The sequence below is a fragment of the Pseudomonas pseudonitroreducens genome, assembly GCF_021603645.1.
GTDB classification, from domain to species: Bacteria; Pseudomonadota; Gammaproteobacteria; order Pseudomonadales; family Pseudomonadaceae; genus Pseudomonas; species Pseudomonas pseudonitroreducens.
The window spans coordinates 1-19,828 of sequence record NZ_BQHJ01000014.1 but is presented as its reverse complement, the minus strand read 5'-3'; the positions used below and the strand labels follow the sequence as shown (position 1 = coordinate 19,828).

Sequence of the window (19,828 nt, the reverse complement as noted above, 5' to 3'; positions counted from 1 at the left end):
CCTGCAGGGCGCCGGCCGATGCGGTGATTCGCTGCAGCACCGTTCGGCCCCCTCTCCCTCGGGAGAGGGTTGGGGTGAGGGGTTCTGCCATTCACGCACGACTCCAAAGGGAGCCCCCATGTCCTCCTCCAACGATTCCACCTACGACTACCTCATCGTCGGCGCCGGTTCCGCCGGCTGCGTGCTGGCCAACCGCCTGAGCGCCGACCCCTCGGTGCGCGTCTGCCTGCTGGAAGCCGGCGGCAGCGACGCCAGCCCGCGCGTGCAGACTCCCGCCGGCACCATCACGCTGTACAAGAGCAAGGTGTTCAGCTGGAACTTCTATTCCGCGCCGCAGAAGCGCCTGAACAATCGCTCGCTGCATTGCCCGCGCGGCAAGGCGCTGGGCGGCTCCAGCTCGATGAACAGCATGATCTACATCCGCGGCCACGCCTCCGACTACGACCGCTGGGAGCAGGACGGCTGCCCCGGCTGGGGCTGGAAGGACGTGCTGCCGTTCTTCAAGAAATCCGAACGCAACCTGCTCGGCCAGGACCCAGCGCTGCACGGCACCCTGGGCGAGTTGGTGGTGGACAAGCCGCGCGACCCCAACCCGCTGTCGCACCTGTTCATCAAGGCTGCCGAACATCTTGGCCTGCGCCGCAACGATGACTTCAACGGCCGTGAGTTCGAAGGCGTCGGCATCTACAACGTGACCCAGAAGGACGCCAAGCGCCTGAGCAGCTACCGCGCCTTCGTCGCGCCGCTGCAGCGGCCGAACCTCACCGTGCTGACCGACCGCCAGGTGGGCCGTCTGCTGCTGGAGGGCGAGCGCGTCACCGGCCTCGAGCTGCGCAGCGGCGAACGCCTGCTGGCGCGCCGCGAAGTGATTCTGTCCGCGGGCTCCCTTGGCTCGCCGCAGATCCTCCTGGCCTCCGGCATCGGTCCGGGCGAAGAACTGAAAGCCGCCGGGATCGCGGTGAAGCACGACCTGCCGGGCGTGGGCAAGAACCTCCAGGACCACCTCGACGGCCTGGTTACCGTTCGCTCGCCAAGCCCGCTGAGCCTGGGCTTCTCCCTCGGTTCGCTGGCGCAGATCCTGCTCTCGCCGTTCAAGTACCTGCTGGCGAAGAAGGGCTGGCTGACCACCAACTACGTCGAAGCCGGTGGCTTCGCGCGCACTCCATTGGCCGATTCGCTGGCCGACGTGCAGTTCCACTTCGTCCCCGGCTACCGCAGTCACCGTGGCCGCCTGTTCGAGTGGGGCCATGGCTACGCTGTGCACACCTGCGTACTGCGTCCGAAGAGCATCGGCGAGCTGCGCGTGAAGCCCGGCGGTGATATCGAGATCGACTACAACTTCCTCGCCAACGAGGAAGACGGCCGGGTGCTGGTGGAAGGCGTCAAGCTGGCGCGCAAGATCCTCGCCCAGCCGGAGTTCGACAACATCCGTGGCGCCGAGATGCTCCCCGGCCCGCAGGTGCAGACCGACGAGCAACTGCTCGAGCACCTGCGCGAATACGCCGCCACCGTGTTCCACCCGGTGGGCACCTGCAAGATGGGTGAGGACGCGATGGCGGTGGTCGACCTGCGCCTGCGCGTGCACGGCCTGAAGGGCCTGCGCGTGGTGGATGCGTCGATCATGCCGACACTCATCAGCGGCAACACCAACGCGCCGTGCATCATGCTCGGCGAGCGGGCGGCGGCGATGATCCTGGAAGACAGCCGCATCTCCTCCACCGTTTCCACCCGCGCCGTCCCCGCCTGACGGCTCTTTGCAGGAGCGAGAGGGGCGCCTAGCCCTTGCTCGCGAACCAGCCCGGCTCATGGCGTCACCGGCTGAATCCGTTCGCGAGCAAGCTCGCTCCTACAGGGCTGACTCCGGCATTTCCATTTGCGTAGGAGCGGACTCTGTCCGCGATCGACTCCCGGCGCGGTACGGACCACTCCGGTGCTGCGGATAACCCTCTACAGCCCCAGCTCGCTCAGCGACGGATGATCATCCGGTCGGCGTCCTTGCGGCCAGCGGAACAGGCGTTCGTCCTCGCTGATCGGCAGGTCGTTGATGCTGGCGTGGCGCTCGAACATCAGGCCGTTCTCGTCGAAGGCCCAGTTCTCGTTGCCGTAGGAACGGAACCAGTTGCCGGAGTCGTCGTGCCACTCATAGGCGAAGCGCACGGCGATGCGGTTCTCGGTGAACGCCCAGAGCTCCTTGATCAGCCGGTACTGCTGCTCGCGCACCCACTTGGCGGTGAGGAACTGGACGATCTGCTCACGGCCCTGGACGAAGGTCGCGCGATTGCGCCAGCGGCTGTCGGGCGTATAGGCCAGCGACACGCGGTGCGGATCGCGGCTGTTCCAGCCGTCCTCGGCGAGGCGGACTTTCTGGATCGCGGTTTCGCGGGTGAACGGCGGGAGAGGGGGACGGGCTTCGCTCATGGTGGGCCTCCAGAGGCAGTGGGTGAGGAACCTGATGCCCATCCTCCGCCTGGGCCGTGGATGGGTAAATGACGGTAATCCCACAGATATTGCCAATCTGCTTTTCGTAGGAGCGAGCTTGCTCGCGAACCCACCCAGTTCCGACGCTGCCGATTGACTCCGTTCGCGAGCAAGCTCGCTCCTACAGGGTGTGCGGGATGACGGCCTTGGCCGCCACCTTGCGCAACCCCACCCGATCCTGGCTCGGGCACACGCCGAACTTCGTCCGGTAACTGCGCGACAGGTAGGAAGGCGTCTCGAAGCCGCAGGCGACGCCGATCTCCAGCACGCTCATGTCGGTCTGGCGCAGCAACTGGCGCGCCTTGTCCAGGCGCAGGCCGAGATAGAAGTTCGACGGCGTATCGTTCAGGTGCAGGCGGAACAGGCGCTCCAGCTGGCGGCGGGTGACCTGGATGCGTTCGGCCAGCTCCAGCGTGCTCAGCGGCGGTTCGGTGTGGCGTTCCATTTCGCCGATCACCTGCACCAGCTTGCGGTTGGAGACGCCATAGCGGCTGGCGACCTGCAGGCGCTGGTGATCCTGGCGGGGGCGGATGCGCCCGACCACGAACTGTTCCGACACCTGTACCGCCAGCTCCGGCCCATGGTCCTGGGCGATCAGGTCGAGCATCAGGTCGATGGATGCCGTGCCGCCAGCGGAGGTGATGCGGGGGCCGTCAATCTCGAACAGCTCCTGGGTCGCCTGCACCTGTGGATAAGTCTCCCTGAAGGCGTCCAGCGCCTCCCAGTGCACCGTGCAGCGCTGGCGCTGCAGCAGCCCGGCCTCGGCCAGCACGAAGCTGCCGGTATCGATGCCGCCCAGAGTCACGCCGTCGCGGTCCAGCCGCTTCAGCCAGTGCAGCAGCGCCGGGGTGCAGGCGCGCAGTGGTTCGAAGCCGGCCACCACCAGCAGCGTGTCGCCTTCGCGCAAAGCCTCCAGGCCGCTGTCGGCGTTCATCGACATGCCGTTGCTGGCCAGCACCGGGCCGCCGTCCAGGCTCATCAGGTGCCAGCGGTACAGCTCGCCGCGGAAGCGGTTGGCCACCCGCAGCGGCTCCACGGCGGAGACGAAGCCCATCACGGAAAAACCGGGCAACAGCAGGAACCAGAAGTCTTGGGACATGGCGGGTACCGTGCAATTGGGGGCAGCATACTGGCAGCCTGCCTCTGCTTATGGACCAAGGTCGTCGCCCTGGCAATCGGGGAGGTCGCTGCTGTGCAAGAGCTGGTCGCCGCTGTGCGATCCACCGGGGCGACGCCTGCGTAATTTGTTCTCCAGCCCCCGTGAGGGCCATGACCTACAAAAACGATAACCAACGCCGCAAAGGCCTTGAGGGAGAAGTCATGAAGCGATCGATCAAAGCGCTCGGCTGCGCTGTACTGATGGCCGCCGCCAGCACCACCTGGGCCGCCGAGCCCGCCCAGTGCCAGAACGTGCGCATGGGCACGGTGAACTGGACCGACGTGGTGGCCAGCAGCGCCGTGGCCGAAGCCGTGCTCGACGGCCTGGGCTACAAGGTCAAGCAGACCAGCGCCTCGCAGCAGATCATCCTCGCCGGCATGGCCGACAAGCAGCTCGACGTGTTCCTCGGCTACTGGCAGCCGACCATGCAGCCGGTGGCCAAACCCTATCTCGACAAGCAGCAGATCGACGTCATCACCCCGCCGACCCTGCCCGACGCGCAGTCCACCTACGCCGTACCGAGCTACGTCTACGAGGGCGGTCTGAAGACCTTCGCCGACATCGCCAAGTTCAAGGACAAGCTGAACAACAAGATCTACCTGATCGAGCCCGGCAGTGGCTCGAACCGCATCACCGCCGACATGATCGCCAAGGACAAGTTCGGCCTGAAGGGCTTCCAGATCGTCGAATCCAGCGAGGCCGGCATGCTCACCGCGGTCAAGCGCGCCATCAAGCGCCAGCAGTGGGTGGTGTTCTTCGGCTGGAAACCGCACCCGATGAACCTGCAGATCGACATGAAATACCTCACCGGCAGCGACGACGTGTTCGGCCCCAACGAAGGCTCCGCCACCGTCTCGATCATGACCGCCGGCGGCTACCAGGCGCAGTGCGGCAACGTCGCCAAGCTGCTGCACAACCTCAAGTTCAGCAGCCAGCAGGTGAGCCAGGTGATGGTGCCGATCCTCGACCGCAGCCAGCCGGTGGATGCCGCCAAGGCCTGGCTGAAGGAAAACCCCGATTCGCTCAAGACCTGGCTCGAGGGTGTGACCACCTTCGACGGCAAGGATGGCCTCGCCGCCGTTCAGGCCTCGCTCAAGTAACCCTCTCCAAGCAACTCCCTGCGCGTCGCCCGGCGCGCGGTGGGTTCGTTCGACCTCAAGAAGGACAGCCACCGTGAACTACGAAGTCATTGTCACCTGCGCGGTGACCGGCGCCGGCGACACCGTCGGCAAGCACCCGGCCATTCCCGTCACCCCGAAGGAAATCGCCGCCGCCGCCATCGAGGCCGCCAAGGCCGGCGCCACCGTCGCCCACTGCCACGTCCGCGACCCGCAGACCGGCAAGCCCAGCCGCGACGTGAAGCTCTACCGCGAAGTGGTCGAGCGCATCCGCGAGAGCGACACCGACGTCATCATCAACCTCACCGCCGGGATGGGCGGTGACCTGCAGATCGGCCAGGGTGAACAACCGCTGGAATTCGGCGCCGGCACCGACCTGGTCGGGCCGCTGGAGCGCCTGAAGCACGTCGAGGAACTGCTGCCGGAAATCTGCACCCTGGACTGCGGCACCCTGAACTTTGGCGATGGCGACTTCATCTACGTCTCCACCCCGGCGCAGCTGCGCGCCGGCGCCAAGCGCATCACCGAACTGGGCGTTAAGGCCGAGCTGGAAATCTTCGACACCGGCCACCTCTGGTTCGCCAAACAGATGCTCAAGGAAGGCCTGCTGGAAGACCCGCTGATCCAGATCTGCCTCGGAATCCCATGGGGCGCCCCGGCGGATACCACCACCATGAAAGCCATGGCCGACAACATTCCCGACGGCCTGACCTGGGCCGGCTTCGGCATCGGCCGCTCGCAGATGCCGATGGTTGCCCAGGCCATGTTGCTGGGCGGCAACGTACGGGTCGGCCTGGAAGACAACATCTGGCTCGACCGCGGCGTGCATGCCAGCAACGGCCAACTGGTCGAGCGCGCCATCGAGATCATCGAGCGCCTGGGCGGCCGCGCCCTGACCCCGGCCGAGGGGCGCAGGAAGATGAACCTCAAGCCGCGCTGATTTACGAGCCCCAACACCGTAGGGCGAATAACCCGGGATGGGTTATCCGCCGCCGTACCAAAACGGCGGATAACGCTGCGCGTTATGCGCCCTACACAGCTGCTTTTCGTAGGAGCGAGCTTGCTCGCGAACCAGCCCCGCTGCGGACTTTGTTCGCGAGCAAGCTCGCTCCTACAGGTAATCCCTCATTCCTGCTGGAGCTACCATGCCCTTCATCACCGACATCAAAACCTTCGCCGCCCTCGGCAGCGGTGTCATCGGCAGCGGCTGGGTTGCCCGCGCCCTGGCCCACGGCCTCGACGTCGTCGCCTGGGACCCGGCTCCCGGCGCCGAAGCCGCTCTGCGCGCGCGCATCGCCAATGCCTGGCCGGCGCTGGAAAAAGCCGGCCTTGCCCCCGGCGCCTCGCAGGACCGCCTGCGCTTTGTCGCCACCATCGAGGAATGCGTGCGCGACGCCGACTTCATCCAGGAAAGCGCCCCCGAACGCCTCGACCTGAAATGCGAGCTGCACGCCAGGATCAGCGCTGCCGCCAAGCCCAACGCCCTGATCGGCTCCAGTACCTCGGGCCTGCTGCCCAGCGAGTTCTACGCCGACGCCACGCACCCCGAACGCTGTGTGGTCGGCCACCCGTTCAACCCGGTGTACCTGCTGCCGCTGGTGGAAGTGGTGGGCGGTGCGAAGACCGCGCCCGAGGCCGTGCAGGCCGCGATCAAGGTCTACGAATCGCTCGGCATGCGCCCGCTGCACGTGCGCAAGGAAGTCCCCGGCTTCATTGCCGACCGCCTGCTCGAAGCGCTCTGGCGCGAGGCGCTGCACCTGGTCAACGACGGCGTCGCCAGCACCGGTGAAATCGACGATGCGATCCGTTTCGGCGCCGGCCTGCGCTGGTCGTTCATGGGCACCTTCCTCACCTACACCCTGGCCGGCGGCAATGCCGGGATGCGCCACTTCATGGCCCAGTTCGGCCCGGCGCTGCAACTGCCCTGGACCTACCTGCCGGCACCGGAACTCACCGACACCCTGATCGACCGCGTGGTGGAGGGCACCAGTGAACAGCAAGGCTCGCGCAGCATTGCCGAACTGGAACGCTACCGCGACGACTGCCTGCTGGCGGTGCTCGGCGCCATCAAGGACACCAAGTCCAAACACGGCTTCGCCTTCGCCGACTAACCTCACGGTTCATCACCTGCTCCGAACCGCCCCCTCTCCCTCTGGGAGAGGGCTGGGGTGAGGGCCTCACGGACGCACAGCCATGCACGCCCTGAAAACCTGGGAAACTCCCATCCTCGCCGAGTGGACCGACTACAACGGCCACCTGCGCGACGCCTTCTACCTGCTGCTGTTCAGCTATGCCACGGATTCCCTGATGGACCACCTCGGCCTCGATGCCGAACACCGCGCGGCGACCCACCATTCGCTGTTCACCCTCGAAGTGCACCTCAACTACCTGCACGAGGTGAAGGAGGGCGAGAAGGTCGAAGTGCGCACCCAGCTGATTGCCCACGACCGCAAGCGCCTGCACGTATTCCACAGCCTGCACCGTGCCGGCGAGGCCCTCGCCCTGGCCGCCAGCGAACAGATGCTGCTGCACGTGAGCCTCGACGGTGGCGCGCGCTCCGCCCCCTTCGAAGGCGTGGTGCTGGAGCGCGTATTGGCGCTGGCCGAAGCCCATCGTCCATTGCCGCGCCCGGACTATGTCGGCCGCGTCATCGGCCTGCCGGGCTGAGTGGCATGAACCGGCGCTATCCGCTGTCCGATGCGATGCAGGCTTTCGTCGCCGAGACGGAGGCTCACCCACTGGCGGGCCCTACGCTCAATGCCCAGCGGGAAAACTACGAGCGCATGGCCGCCGCCTTCGCCCCGCCGGTGCCGTCGGGCCTGCTGGTGCGCGACGTGCAGCCGGACGGCCTGGTCGCGCTGCGCCTCTATCGTCCTGACGGCGCGCCACCGGCGAACGGCTGGCCCACGGTGTTCTACATCCACGGTGGCGGCTGGGTGCTGGGCAGCGCCCAGACCCACGACATGATCTGCATTCCCCTGGCCGCCGAATTCGGCGCCCTGGTGGTCGCCATCAGCTACCGGCTGGCGCCGGAACATCCCTATCCTGCCGCCCTTGACGACTGCCTCGATGCCTGGCGTCGGCTGCAGCAGGGCGGCCTCGACGAGCCTGTGGACAACACCCGCATCGCAGTCGCCGGTGACAGCGGCGGCGGCAACCTCGCTGCGGCACTCTGTCTGGCCCTGCGCGCCAGCGGCGAGCCGCTGCCGCTTGCCCAGGCGCTGGTCTACCCCGCGCTGGGCAACCTCGATACGCCCTCGCGCAGCACCTGCTCCGACGCGCCGCTGATGACCAGTGCCGCCGTCGACGAATACCTCGCCGCCTACCTCTCGCGCCCCGCGGACTGGCGCGATCCGCTGGCGCTGCCCTTGCTCGCCGAAGACTTCGGCGGCCTGCCGCCAGCCTTCATCGCCGTTGCCCAGTTCGACCCGCTGCGCGATGACGGCGCGCTGTACCGCGACCGCCTGCGTGAAGCCGGCGTGGCGGTGGATTACTTCCCCGGTGCCGGGCTGGTCCACGGCTGCCTGCGCGCCCGTCGCGTGGCGGAAGTGGAGGCCCTGCGCGGCGCCCTGATCGCGGCCCTGCGCCGCAGCCTGAGCTGACAAGGAGACGAGCATGGAAACGACGCTGGAACGTCCCACCATCGCCGACTGGCGTACTTATCCACAGACCGCTGCGTTGACCGCGCTGCGTCCGCAGGCCAACCGCCTCGAGCTGGTCTGGGACGATGGCCGCGTCAGCCCCTTCCATCACCAGTGGCTGCGCGACAACTGCCCGTGCGGTGAGTGCGTCTACGCGGTCACCCGGGAACAGGTACTGGAAATCATCGACGTGCCCGCCGACCTTGCCCCTGAACGGGCCGCCATCGAACTGGGCCATCTGTGCGTGCACTGGAGCGATGGTCACCGCAGCCAATACGACCCGGGCTGGCTGCGCGCGCACGCCTATGACGACGACTCCCGCGCCGAGCGCCTGGCGGCGCGCCGCACCAGCCGCGTCTGGCACAGCGACTTCGCGGTACCGGCGTTCCAGCACGAGCAGCTGATGGACGACGACGCTGCACTGCTGGAGTGGATGCTCGCCCTGCGTGACCTCGGCCTCAGCCGTGTGGATGGAGTGCCCACCGCGCCGGGCTCCCTGCACCGCATCGCGCAGCGCATTGCCTTCATCCGCGAGACCAACTTCGGCGTGCTGTTTGACGTGAAGTCCAAGGCCGCGGCCGCCGACAGCAACGCCTATACCGCCTTCAACCTGCCGCTGCACACCGACCTGCCGACCCGCGAGCTGCAGCCCGGGCTGCAATTCCTGCATTGCCTGGTGAACGACGCCGATGGCGGCGACAGCGTGTTCGTCGACGGTTTCGCCATCGCCCGGGCGTTGCGCGAAGAGCTGCCGGAAGATTTCCGCACGCTGTGCGAAATGCCCATCGAGTTCCGCAACAAGGACCGCCGCAGCGACTACCGCTGCCTGGCGCCAGTGATTGCCCTGGACGCCCTGGGCGAGGTCAGCGAAATCCGCATCGCCAACTTCCTGCGCGGTCCCTTCGACGCCCCGGCCGAGCGCATGGAGGCGCTTTACCACGCCTGGCGCGCCTTCCTCACGCTCACCCGCGATCCGCGCTTCCGCCTGCAACAGAAGCTGCGCGCCGGGCAGATGTGGTGCTTCGACAACCGCCGCACCCTGCACGCCCGCACCGCCTTCGACCCGGCCAGCGGCGAGCGCCACCTGCAAGGCTGCTACGTCGATCGCGACGAACTGCTCTCGCGCATCCTGGTGTTGCAGCGCGAGCGCTGATATCTCCGCGCTGTGCCGCACATTGTGGGGGCGAGCTTGCTCGCGAACCGCCCAGCTACGGATTTGCCGGCAGGCTCGTTCGCCAGCAGGCTCGCTCCTGCAAAAGCCCTTTCGCCTGGACAAAAAAATCCCCTGCGGCGCCCGACGCGCGGCAGGGGACAAATCGAGCCGGTTCGGGCTCTCAGTGTGCGAGGCCCCACCCGTCAGGGCCGGAGCCGACGGCTGGGGTATGGCAGCCAGTCTGCGCGCCACCGCGCACTGCCGGTTAGCCGAAAACGACCTGTGCTTGCCCGCCGCGGACATTCCGTCGGCGAGGTGCTTGCCGCGTCTCTGCGGGCTTACCAGAATCCATGCAGACCCCTGCCGCTCCCAAGGAGAACCGCGATGATGCACGCCGACCTGATCGACCAGGACGATTTCCGCGAACGCCTGCAGGCCCTGGGCTTCGCCGTCCCGCCGGACGTCACCGCGGAGCAGGCCTGCGAATACGCCGTGCGTGGCCTGACGCCGGAGCGCTCGCTGGCGCTGCGGCGCCTGGTGGAGGAAATGCTCGCCGGCAATGCCACCCTGCTACCCGCCGTGCGCGAGGCCATCTCCCGCCAGTTACTGCCGGCGCTGGTGCCGAAAGTGTGACAATCGGGCGCACAAGCACCCTCTGTTTGTGCGTAACGTCTCCCAGAAAATGGGAAACAGCCTACATTTCGTCGGGATAATGGCCTAAGGGCATCATGTATCAAATATGATCCAATCCGCTTTTTGGGATGGACTGGCCGCCAGGCCAGAAGACAGGGATCGTAAGGATGCATGTTCTCTACCGTGGCTGGATGCCCGTCCTGGCATTCTGCTGTGCCTCGGCAAGCTTTGCCGCGCCACTGCCCACTCCGGGCGACAACGACCTCCAGCGCCAGCGCCAGGAACAACTCCTGCGCGAGCAGCAGAAGCGCCTGGAAGAGCTCCAGCAGCTCCCCGGCAAAGCGCCCAGCGAGGCGCCTTCGACCACCGCGCCGGATACTCGTTGCTTCACCGTCCGCAGCATTACCCTCGAAGGCGCCGAGCACCTCGACGCACGCTCGCGCGAGAAGCTGCTGGCGCCTTATCGCGACCAATGCCTGGGGGTCAACCAGCTCAACGAGCTGCTCAAGGGCATCACCGACCATTACCTCTCCCGGGGTTTCGTCACCACCCGTGCCTACCTGCCGCAGCAGGACCTCTCCAGCGGTGAGCTGAAGGTCATCGTGGTCGAGGGGCGCTTCGAGGGGTTCGACCAGTCGGAGCTGGCCAGCGATCGCGAACTGGCGATGACCTTTCCCGGTGCCACTGGTGACGTCCTGAACCTGCGCGAGCTGGAGCAACTGGTCGATCAGGTCAATCGCCTGCCTTCGCGCCAGGCGCAGATCGAGTTGGTGCCGGGGCAGGAAGTCGGCGGCAGCCGCGTGCAGCTCAAGGGCGAGCGCAGCAAACCCTGGCGGGTGTCCGCCAGCCGTGACAACAACGGCGACGCGACCTCCGGCGAACAGCAGGCCGGCGTCGGCCTGGATTGGGACAGCCCCCTGGGCCTGGCGGACCAGTTCGGCCTGCGTTATGGCCAGGACGTGGTCAGCGACCACTGGAAGCACTCCGACAACCAGAGCCTCTGGTACAGCGTTCCCTACGGCTGGTGGACCTTCAACTACAGCTACAGCCGCAACTACTACCGCACCCGCAACGAAGACGCCGGCTTCGCCTTCAAGTACGACGGCGACAACGAGACCCACCAACTGGGCGCCGAGCGCGTGCTGCACCGTGACGACGTGAGCAAGACCGGAGTGAACTTCGGCCTCAGTCACCAGCGCACGCGCAACTACATCGACGACACCCTGCTCGACGTTTCCAGCACCCACCTCAGCGAATTTCGCCTCGGCTTCAACCATGGCCGGCGCATCGGCAGCGCCTTCGTCAACGCCGACATCGGCTGGCAGCGGGGTGTCGGTGCCTTCGGCGCGCAGGACGACGATCATGCCGCGCCCCACGGCAGCCCCACCGCCCGCTACAACAAGTACAGCCTGACCCTGAGCTACCTGCAGCCGTTCAAGCTGTGGGACGAGGCCTTCAGCTTCGAAAGCCTCGCCACCGGCCAGCACAGCGAAGACGTGCTCTACAGCCCGCAGCGCATCAGCCTGGGCGGCTTGAGCTCGATCCGCGGCTTCAAGGACCAGACCCTCTCCGGCGACTCCGGCTACTACTGGCGCAACCAACTGCGCTGGCGCCGCGCCGTGACCTGGGAGCCGCTGCTGCCCTGGGTGCAGGAATACGGCGTGGCTTACGCCTACGACGTCGGCGCCATCGAGCACGGCCGCTACAACCCGGGCCTCTCCGGGCGCATGAGCGGCCATGGCCTGGAGTTCAGCGCGCGCGGGCAGTACGCCGCCGCCTCCGTGACCCTGGCGCGCTCGCTGGAGCGCCCCGACCTCATCGAACGACGCGAGCACCCGGTTTATTTCCGCGTCGACCTCTTCTTCTGAACCGCTTCGCTCTTCAGCTAGCAGCTAGTACCTGGGAGATTCCCACATGGACGTACGCCACCCGTTGTACCAGGCCATTGCCAGCGTTCTGGCCGGCATCCTGATCCTCAACCCCATCGTCGCGGCGGCCGCCGAGCTGGCGGTGGATGCCGCAGCCGGTGGCAATACGCACCTGGGCGCGGCGGGTAACGGCGTCCCCGTGGTGAACATCGCCACGCCCAACGGCGCGGGGCTCTCGCACAACAAGTTCAGCGACTACAACGTCGGGCAGAACGGCCTGATCCTCAACAACGCCACCGGCAAGACCCAGTCCACCCAACTGGGCGGGATCATCGTCGGCAACCCCAACCTCAAGGGCGCCGCGGCCAGCAAGATTCTCAACGAAGTCACCGGGGGCAATCCCTCGCAACTGCGTGGCTACACCGAAGTGGCGGGCCAGTCCGCCCATGTCATCGTCGCCAATCCCCATGGGATCACCTGCAACGGCTGCGGGTTTATCAACACCCCGCGTGCCACGCTGACCACCGGCAAGCCGCTGATGGATGGCGAGCGCCTGCGTGGCTATGACGTCGACGGTGGCGAGATCAGCGTCGAAGGCGCCGGCCTGAACGCCAGCAACCTCGACCAGTTCGAGCTGATCACCCGCAGCGCCAAGCTCAACGCTGACCTCTATGCCAAGCAGCTCGCGATGGTGACGGGGCGCAACCAGGTGGACGCCGAGACCCTGGCCGCCACTGCCAAGGCCGACGACGGCAGCGCCAAGCCACAACTGGCCATCGACAGCTCCGCGCTGGGTGGCATGTACGCTGGCGCCATCCGCCTGGTGGGCACCGAGCAGGGCGTGGGCGTGAAGCTGGCTGGCAATATGGCCGCCAGCGCCGGCGACATCCAGATCGACGCCAACGGCCGACTGAGCCTGGCGCAGACCAGCGCCGCCGGCAGTTTCCGCGCCAAGGCCGCGGACATCGCACTGAGCGGGCCGACCTATGCCGGCAACACAGTCGAGCTGAACGCCAGTGGTCAGCTGAGCAACAGCCAGAGCCTGGCCGCCGGCCAGCGTGTGGCATTGAGCGCTGCGCAGGTCAGCAACAGCGGCATCGTCGAAGCCGGGGTCAACCCGGATGACAGTCGCAACGCGCAGGGTGACGTGGCGATCACCGCGCAGAACCTGCGCAACAGCGGTAGCGTGATCGCCAGCCGTAACCTCGATGCCAACGCCAGCGGCACCCTGGACAACCAGGGCGGTGCGCTCAAGGGCGCGGACACCCGCATCACCGCTGCCACCCTGGACAACCGCCAGGGCCGCCTGCTCGCCGGCAATCAACTGACGCTCAGCGCGGCGCGCCTGGACAACCGCAACGGCAAGGCGGTCGCCAACCGCCTGCAGGTCAGCGGCGGCGCGCTGGACAACCGCTTCGGTCTGTTCTCCGCCGAGCAGGCGTTGGACTTCACTCTCGACAGCCTCGACAACAGCGCCAAGGGCAATCTGGTCAGCAACGGCACGTTGCAGGCTCGCGTCCAGCAGACGCTCGACAACCAGGCCGACGGCCTGCTCTCGGCCAAGGGTGCGCTCGGCGTGCACGCCGGCAATCTGGATAACCGCGGCGGACTGGTGGTCGGCGATGCCGGCGTGACCGTCTCCGGCGCCAGCCTGAACAACAGCGCGCTGGGCGTGATCAGCAGCCTGGGTGACCTGACACTCGACATCGGCCAACTGGACAACAGCCAGGGCGGCAGCCTGGATAGCGGCGCGGCCCTGCACCTGACTGCCGGCCAGGTGAGCAACGCCAAGGGCAGCATGAATGCCAAGGGTGACCTGCTCGCCAAGGCCGACAACTTCAGCCAGCAGGGCGGTGAGCTGCTGGCCCAGGGCGCGCTGAACCTCGACGCCGGGCAGCTGGACAATCGCAGTGGCGGCCTGATCGCCGCCAATAACGGCGTGACTCTCAAGGGCAGCGACCTGCTCAACCAGGGCGGTGAAATCTCCAGCCGCGCCAAGGTCGATGTGCAGGCAGCGAGCCTCGACAACGGCGCCGGCAAGGTGATTGGCGACGCTGGCCTCAACCTGCAGGTGCAGCGCCTCGCCAACCGCGCCGGCACCCTGGCCGGTCGCGACGGCCTGACGCTCACCGGGCAGAGCCTGGACAACAGCCAGGGCGGCCTGCTCAGCAGCCAGAAAAATGTCTGGCTGCAACTGTCTGGCGCGCTGGACAACAGCGGCAACGGCGCATTGCTCAGCCAGGGGGCCCTGACCCTCAACGCCGGCAGCCTCGACAACCGCGCCGGTAGCGTTTCCAGCGCCGGCCTGCTGTTCTCGCGCCTCACCGGCGCGCTGAACAACCAGGGCGGCAAGCTGCTCAGCGACGCGGCCATCGACCTCGCTGGTGCCGACCTGAACAACGCCGGCGGTATCCTCAGCGCCGCCGGTGACATCAGCCTGCAAGGCGCCAAACTGGATAACAGCCAGAAAGGCCGTATCGTCACCGACGCCGCCATCCACCTCGCCGCTGCCCAGCTGGACAACAGCCAGGGCGGCAGCCTGTCCGCCCGTGGCGTCATCGACGGTCGTGTGACGGGCCTCGACCAGCACGGCGGCGGCCAACTGATCGGCCAGGCAGGAGTGGATCTCGACCTGCAAGGCGGTGCCCTGAACAACGCTGGCGGCCTGCTCGGCAGCCCGGCTCAGCTGGTGCTGCGCAATGTCGCCAGCCTCGACAACCGGGGCGGGGAAATCTCCAGCGACCGCGCGTTCACCCTCAATACCGGTACGCTGCTCAACCAGGGCGGCAAGCTGATTTCCAGCGATCGCCTGACCCTCACCACGGCCGCGCTGAACAACAGCAGCGCCGGCGTGCTGTCGGGCAACAATGGTCTCAGCGTCACCGCCGCCAGCCTCGACAACAGCCAGGGCGGTACCCTCGCCAGCCGCGGCGACCTGTTCGTGCGCAGCCAGGGTGCGCTGGATAACCACGGCGACGGCGCACTGGTCGCCGGCGGCCAACTCGACGTCGGCAGCGCCAGCCTGAACAACCAGGGCGGCCTGCTTTCTGCCAGTGGCAACCTGCTGCTGGCGACCGGCAGCACCGACAACCGCGACGGTCGCCTGCTTGCCCAGGGCCGCCTCGACGGCAGCACCGCCGACCTGGACAACCGCGACGGCGTCATCAGCGGCGCCCAGGGCCTCGACCTCGGCGCCGGCAACGTTCTCAACGGCGCCAGCGCCGCCGGCAAACCCGGTGGCCTGATCACCAGCCAGGGCGCACTGACCCTGCGCGGTGGCAAGCTCGAAGCCACTGGCGGCGGGGAAATCTCTGCCAAGGGCGACCTGCACCTGATCGTTGCCCAACTGATCCAGCGTCAGGCAGCGCTGATCGGTGAAGGCAAGCTGACCCTCGACCTGGGTAACGGCGCCCAGCGTGGCGACTTCGACAACCAGGGCGGCCTGCTCAGCGCCACCGGTGCCCTGCAGATCAACGGCCTGGGCAACCTCGACAACCGCGGCGGGGAAATCTCCGCCAGCCAGGGCTTCACCCTGACCGTCAGCGGCACCCTCGACAACCGCGACCAGGGCCGCCTGATCAGCGCCGGCCAACTCGACCTGAACGCCAACACCCTGCGCAACGCCAACCAGGGCCTGCTCTCCGGTTGGCAAGGCCTGGTGGTGAATGCCGCCAGCCTGGACAACAGCGGCGGCGGTACCCTCTCCAGCCGCGATGGCGCGCTGACCCTGACCCTCAGTGGTGCCCTCGACAACCATGACCAGGGTGCGCTGGTCAGCAAGGGCAGGCTCAGCCTCGGCGCGGGCAGCCTGAACAACGCCAACGGCATCGTCTCCACCCAGGGCGACCTCGGCCTGACCCTCGGCGGCGACCTCGACAACAGCGGCGCCGGCCTGCTCAGCACCCAGGGTAGCCTGACCGGCAGCGCCAAGGCTGTGGCTAACCGTGGCGGGCAGATCAGCGCCGCCAGCGTCGACTATGACGCCAGCAGCCTCGACAACAGCGGCGGCAGCCTGATCAGCCAGGGCGCCCTGCGGCTCGGCTTGCTCGGCACGCTGCTCAACAACGGCGCCGGCTCGAAAATCGCCAGCGGCGGCCCGCTCAACCTGAATGTCGGCAGCCTGCAGAACCGTGGCGGCCAGCTTGCCAGCCAGGGCCTGCTCAAGGTCCTCGCCGGCAGCTTCGACAACAGCGCCGGCGGCACCGTGGCCGCGCAGACCGACCTGACCCTGACCCTCACCGGCGAACTGCTCAACGGCCAGGACGGCCTGATCTTCGCCAAGACCGGCCAGCTCAGCGCCAGCGCCAGCCGCATCGACAACAGCGCGGGCACCCTGCAGGGCCAGGGCGACACCACCCTCAAGGCCACTGGTGCGATCGGCAACCAGGGCGGCCACATCATCAGCCAGAACGGCCTGCTCGACCTGGGCAGCGCCAGCCTCGACAACGCCAATGGCGGTGTCCTCAACGCCGCCAGCGGCGACCTCAAGCTGGTCACCGGCACCTTCAGCAACAACGCCGGCACTACCCAGGCGAAGGGCCTCGACATCACCGCCGCTGGCGGCATCGACAACCGCGCCGGCCATCTCTCGGCGGTCAGCGGCGACAACCGCATCAGCACCAGCGACCTGAACAACCAGGACGGCGGCCTGTACGCCGGCGGCCTGCTCTACCTGCGTGGCAACCAGTTGTTCAACGACGGCGCGGCCCTCGGCCAGGGTGGCAGGATCGGCGCCGGCAACCTCGACGCCAACCTCACTGGCGCGCTGAACAACCAGTTCGGCCTGATCGAAAGCAGCGGCAACCTGACCCTGGGCGCGGCCAGCATCAATAACGTGGTAGGCGCCATTCGTGCGCTGGGGCAGAACGACACCACCCAGGTCAGCACCTCAGGTCTGCTCAACAACAACCTCGGCCGCATCGAGACCGCGGCACAGAACCTCAACCTGCAAGCTGGCACCCTGCAGAACGGCGCCGGCACCGTGCTGCATGTGGGCAGTGGCAACTTCGGCATCGACCTGGCCAAGGCCGGCCTGGCTGGCGGCAACTTCACCACCAATGGCAGCCTCACCTACCAGGCCGCCAGCTGGACCAACAACGCCATCATCCAGGCGCGCGTGCTCAACCTCGACATCGGGCAGCTCGCTCAGGGCAGCTACGGCCAGTTGCTGGCCGCGCAGAGCCTCATCGGCCGCGGCGGCAACTGGTCGAACGATGGCCTGATCGCCAGCGACGGCACCCTGGACCTCAACCTGAACGGCAACTACACCGCCAACGGCCGCCTGAGCAGCCTGGGCAGGCTCGACCTGGCTGCCGGCTACATCGGCGTCGCCCAGGCCGGGAGCATCGCCGGCGGTGGCGCCATCACCACCGTCAGTGCGGGCGGCACCCTCGACAACGGTGGCCGCCTGACCGCCACCCAGGACCTGCGCGTCAGCGCTGCCAGCCTCAACAACCGTGGCACCCTCGGCAGTGCCGGCAACCTGTACCTGGGCGCGAGCAACCTGCTTAACGAAAACGGCCTGATCTTCAGCAGCGGCAACCTGCAGTTGCGCACGCAGAACTTCACCAACCGCAACGCCGATCTCTACAGCCTGGGCACCCTGCATATCGCCGCCAACGACCAGGACGGTTGGGCGAGCAGCGTGCAGAACATCTCCGGCAGCTTCGAAAGCGCCGGCGCCATGACCCTGCTGGTGCAGGATTTCGACAACCGCCGCGCCGACGATTTCCAGATCGGCGAGCGCATCGTCTCCGGCAGCATCCAGTTCAAGTACGACGACGTCTGCGACGGCAAGGGCTGCGAAGTCCACTTCCTTTCCCAGGAGCGCTCCGAGGACGTCATCCTCAAGGACGCGCCCCAGGCGTCGATCACCGCTGGCGGCGACTTCCGCTTCCGTGGCGGCTCCTTCGACAACCTGTACAGCAGCATCGGCTCGGGTGGAAACATCGACATCCAGACGGCCACCTTCCGCAACCAGGGTGCCGCCGGCGGCGTCGAGCGCCACTACAACGCCGAGTTCTACACCCGTAACGACAGCGAATACTGGGCCTTCCGCGCCAACAAGGACCTGTATAACCGCTACAACGACCCGAACTCGCCGGACTACGACCCCGGCCGCCTGACCCGCCAGCAGGTCTTCGAATCCGCCGGCTATCCGGGTGGCTTCTTCAACATCACCACCTCCGACGTGGCAGTCTCCGGCACGCCTGCCGCTTCCGCGGTGATCCAGGCCACCGGCAACGTGGTGATCAACGCCAGCCAGAGTTTCGATAACAGCGTGGTGAAGCGCGATGCCGGCGCGCAGACCATCAGCCCGCGCGATGTCGGGGTCACCAACGGCGCCACCACCGTGCAACTGGCGATCACCTCGCAACTGCCGCCGGACCTCGCCCAGAAGCAGGTCAACCCCGTCACCCTGCCGGGCTTCAGCCTGCCGCAGGGGGAGAACGGCCTGTTCCGTCTCAGCGGCCAGGGTGGCAGCGGTGGCAGCACCGGCACCGTACAGGGCGCCGGCGATCTCAGCTTCAACGGCCAGACCATCAGCGCGGCGCAACGCGAGCAGAGCCTGGGCGGCGGCACCGCCGGCGCTGGCAACGTCGCCCTGGGCAATAACGCCGCCAGCACGGACGCACAGTCAGGCGCCGCCCTCAACGTCCCGCGTGTGCAGGGCCTGCCCAGCAGCACCACGCCGGACAACAGCCACAAGTACCTGGTCGAAACCAACCCCGAGCTGACCAGCCTGAAGAGCTTCCTCGGCTCCGACTACCTGCTCGGCCTGCTTGGCTACGATCCGGACAAGGCACAGAAGCGCCTGGGCGACGGCCTCTACGAACAGCGCCTGATCCAGCAAGCGGTGGTCGCCCGCACCGGCCAGCGCTACATCGACGGCATGGCCAGCGACGAAGCGCTGTTCAAGTACCTGATGGACAACGCCATCGCCTACAAGGACAGCCTCCAACTGCAACTGGGCGTCGGCCTGAGCGCCGAACAGGTCGCCGCGCTGACCCACGACATCGTCTGGCTTGAAGAAGCCACCATCAACGGTGAAAAGGTCCTGGTGCCGGTGCTCTACCTCGCCCAGACCGACGGCCGCCTGGCGGCCAACGGCGCCCTGATCATGGGCAACGACCTGTCCCTGATCAGCGGCGGCAACCTGACCAACCAGGGCACCCTGCGCGCCAGCGGCGACCTCGCCGCCAGCGCCACCAACATCAACAACAGCGGCCTGATCGAAGCCGGCAATCGCCTCGACCTGCTCGCCGTCGACAGCATCCGCAACGCGGCTGGCGGCATCATCAGCGGCCGCGACGTCAGCCTCACCGCGCTGACCGGCGACGTCATCAACGAGCGCAGCATCACCTCGGTCGACGCCAGCAACGACGCCCACCGCATCCACAAGGAAATCGCCAACAACGCCGCCCGCATCGAAGCCCGCGGCGACCTGGAGATCACCGCCGGGCGCGACCTGATCAGTGCCGGCAGCGTCCTCCAGGCCGGCGGCAATGCCAGCCTCACCGCCGGGCGCGACCTGCGCCTGGAAGCCGCGCAGGAGGTCGACAGCTTCGACTTCCAGAGCCGCCGCGTCACCGGCAACGTCACCAGCGTCACCCAGCACGGCAGCGATGTGCAGGTGGGCGGCAATCTGGAGCTGAACGCCGGCCGCGACCTCAGCGCCGTCGCCAGCCGCATCGACGCCGCGCGCGACATCGCCATGAGCGCCGGGCGCGACGTCGTCCTCGCCTCCGCCGCCAACGAAGAACACAGCGACGCCAAGT

12 protein-coding genes are annotated in these 19,828 nt (G+C 67.3%); 10 read left to right on the top strand and 2 right to left on the bottom strand.

The window, feature by feature from the left end; translation table 11 throughout:
* Positions 1-118 precede the first annotated feature (118 nt).
* The gene (locus L6D89_RS27620) at positions 119-1,747 is read left to right on the top strand and encodes a GMC family oxidoreductase (RefSeq protein ID WP_236201774.1); all 1,629 of its coding nucleotides are present in this window, start codon (positions 119-121) and stop codon (positions 1,745-1,747) included.
* 200 nt (positions 1,748-1,947) lie between these two features.
* Here the strand turns inward: L6D89_RS27620 and L6D89_RS27615 are convergent, their stop codons facing one another.
* Together L6D89_RS27615 and L6D89_RS27610 are read right to left on the bottom strand one after the other, a co-directional pair.
* Positions 1,948-2,418: a nuclear transport factor 2 family protein gene (locus tag L6D89_RS27615; protein WP_236175781.1), complete on the bottom strand. Its 471-nt coding sequence runs from the start codon at positions 2,416-2,418 to the stop codon at positions 1,948-1,950.
* Positions 2,419-2,599: 181 nt separating this feature from the next.
* The gene (locus L6D89_RS27610; RefSeq protein ID WP_236201773.1) at positions 2,600-3,577 is read right to left on the bottom strand and encodes a GlxA family transcriptional regulator; all 978 of its coding nucleotides are present in this window, start codon (positions 3,575-3,577) and stop codon (positions 2,600-2,602) included.
* Between the two features lie 221 nt (positions 3,578-3,798).
* Here L6D89_RS27610 and L6D89_RS27605 point away from each other — a divergent pair, with 221 nt between their 5' ends.
* The 9 genes from L6D89_RS27605 to L6D89_RS27565 all read left to right on the top strand — a co-directional run.
* Entirely contained in the window at positions 3,799-4,737 is a 939-nt protein-coding gene (locus L6D89_RS27605; protein WP_236201772.1) for a choline ABC transporter substrate-binding protein, read from the top strand.
* Between the two features lie 73 nt (positions 4,738-4,810).
* Positions 4,811-5,695 carry a 3-dehydrocarnitine:acetyl-CoA trimethylamine transferase CdhC gene (gene cdhC / locus L6D89_RS27600; protein WP_236175784.1) on the top strand — a complete coding sequence of 295 codons (885 nt, stop codon included), beginning with the start codon at positions 4,811-4,813 and terminating at the stop codon, positions 5,693-5,695.
* 205 nt (positions 5,696-5,900) lie between these two features.
* On the top strand, positions 5,901-6,866 hold the full coding sequence (locus tag L6D89_RS27595) for an L-carnitine dehydrogenase (protein ID WP_236201771.1): 966 nt from the start codon (positions 5,901-5,903) through the stop codon (positions 6,864-6,866).
* An 82-nt stretch (positions 6,867-6,948) separates the two neighbouring features.
* The gene (locus tag L6D89_RS27590; protein ID WP_236175786.1) at positions 6,949-7,422 is read left to right on the top strand and encodes a thioesterase family protein; all 474 of its coding nucleotides are present in this window, start codon (positions 6,949-6,951) and stop codon (positions 7,420-7,422) included.
* Between the two features lie 5 nt (positions 7,423-7,427).
* Complete coding sequence (locus tag L6D89_RS27585) at positions 7,428-8,357, top strand: alpha/beta hydrolase (RefSeq protein WP_236201770.1); 930 nt, start codon at positions 7,428-7,430, stop codon at positions 8,355-8,357.
* A gap of 13 nt (positions 8,358-8,370) precedes the next feature.
* Entirely contained in the window at positions 8,371-9,549 is a 1,179-nt protein-coding gene (locus L6D89_RS27580) for a gamma-butyrobetaine dioxygenase (RefSeq protein WP_236201769.1), read from the top strand.
* A 384-nt stretch (positions 9,550-9,933) separates the two neighbouring features.
* Positions 9,934-10,182, top strand: a complete 249-nt coding sequence (locus L6D89_RS27575; protein WP_205338297.1) for a hypothetical protein — start codon at positions 9,934-9,936, stop codon at positions 10,180-10,182.
* Positions 10,183-10,373: 191 nt separating this feature from the next.
* A complete protein-coding gene (locus tag L6D89_RS27570) occupies positions 10,374-12,050 on the top strand; it encodes a ShlB/FhaC/HecB family hemolysin secretion/activation protein (protein WP_373873629.1) in 1,677 nt (558 codons plus the stop codon).
* A 46-nt stretch (positions 12,051-12,096) separates the two neighbouring features.
* The coding region (locus L6D89_RS27565; RefSeq protein WP_236201768.1) for a two-partner secretion domain-containing protein at positions 12,097-19,828 on the top strand (7,732 nt) is incomplete at its 3' end.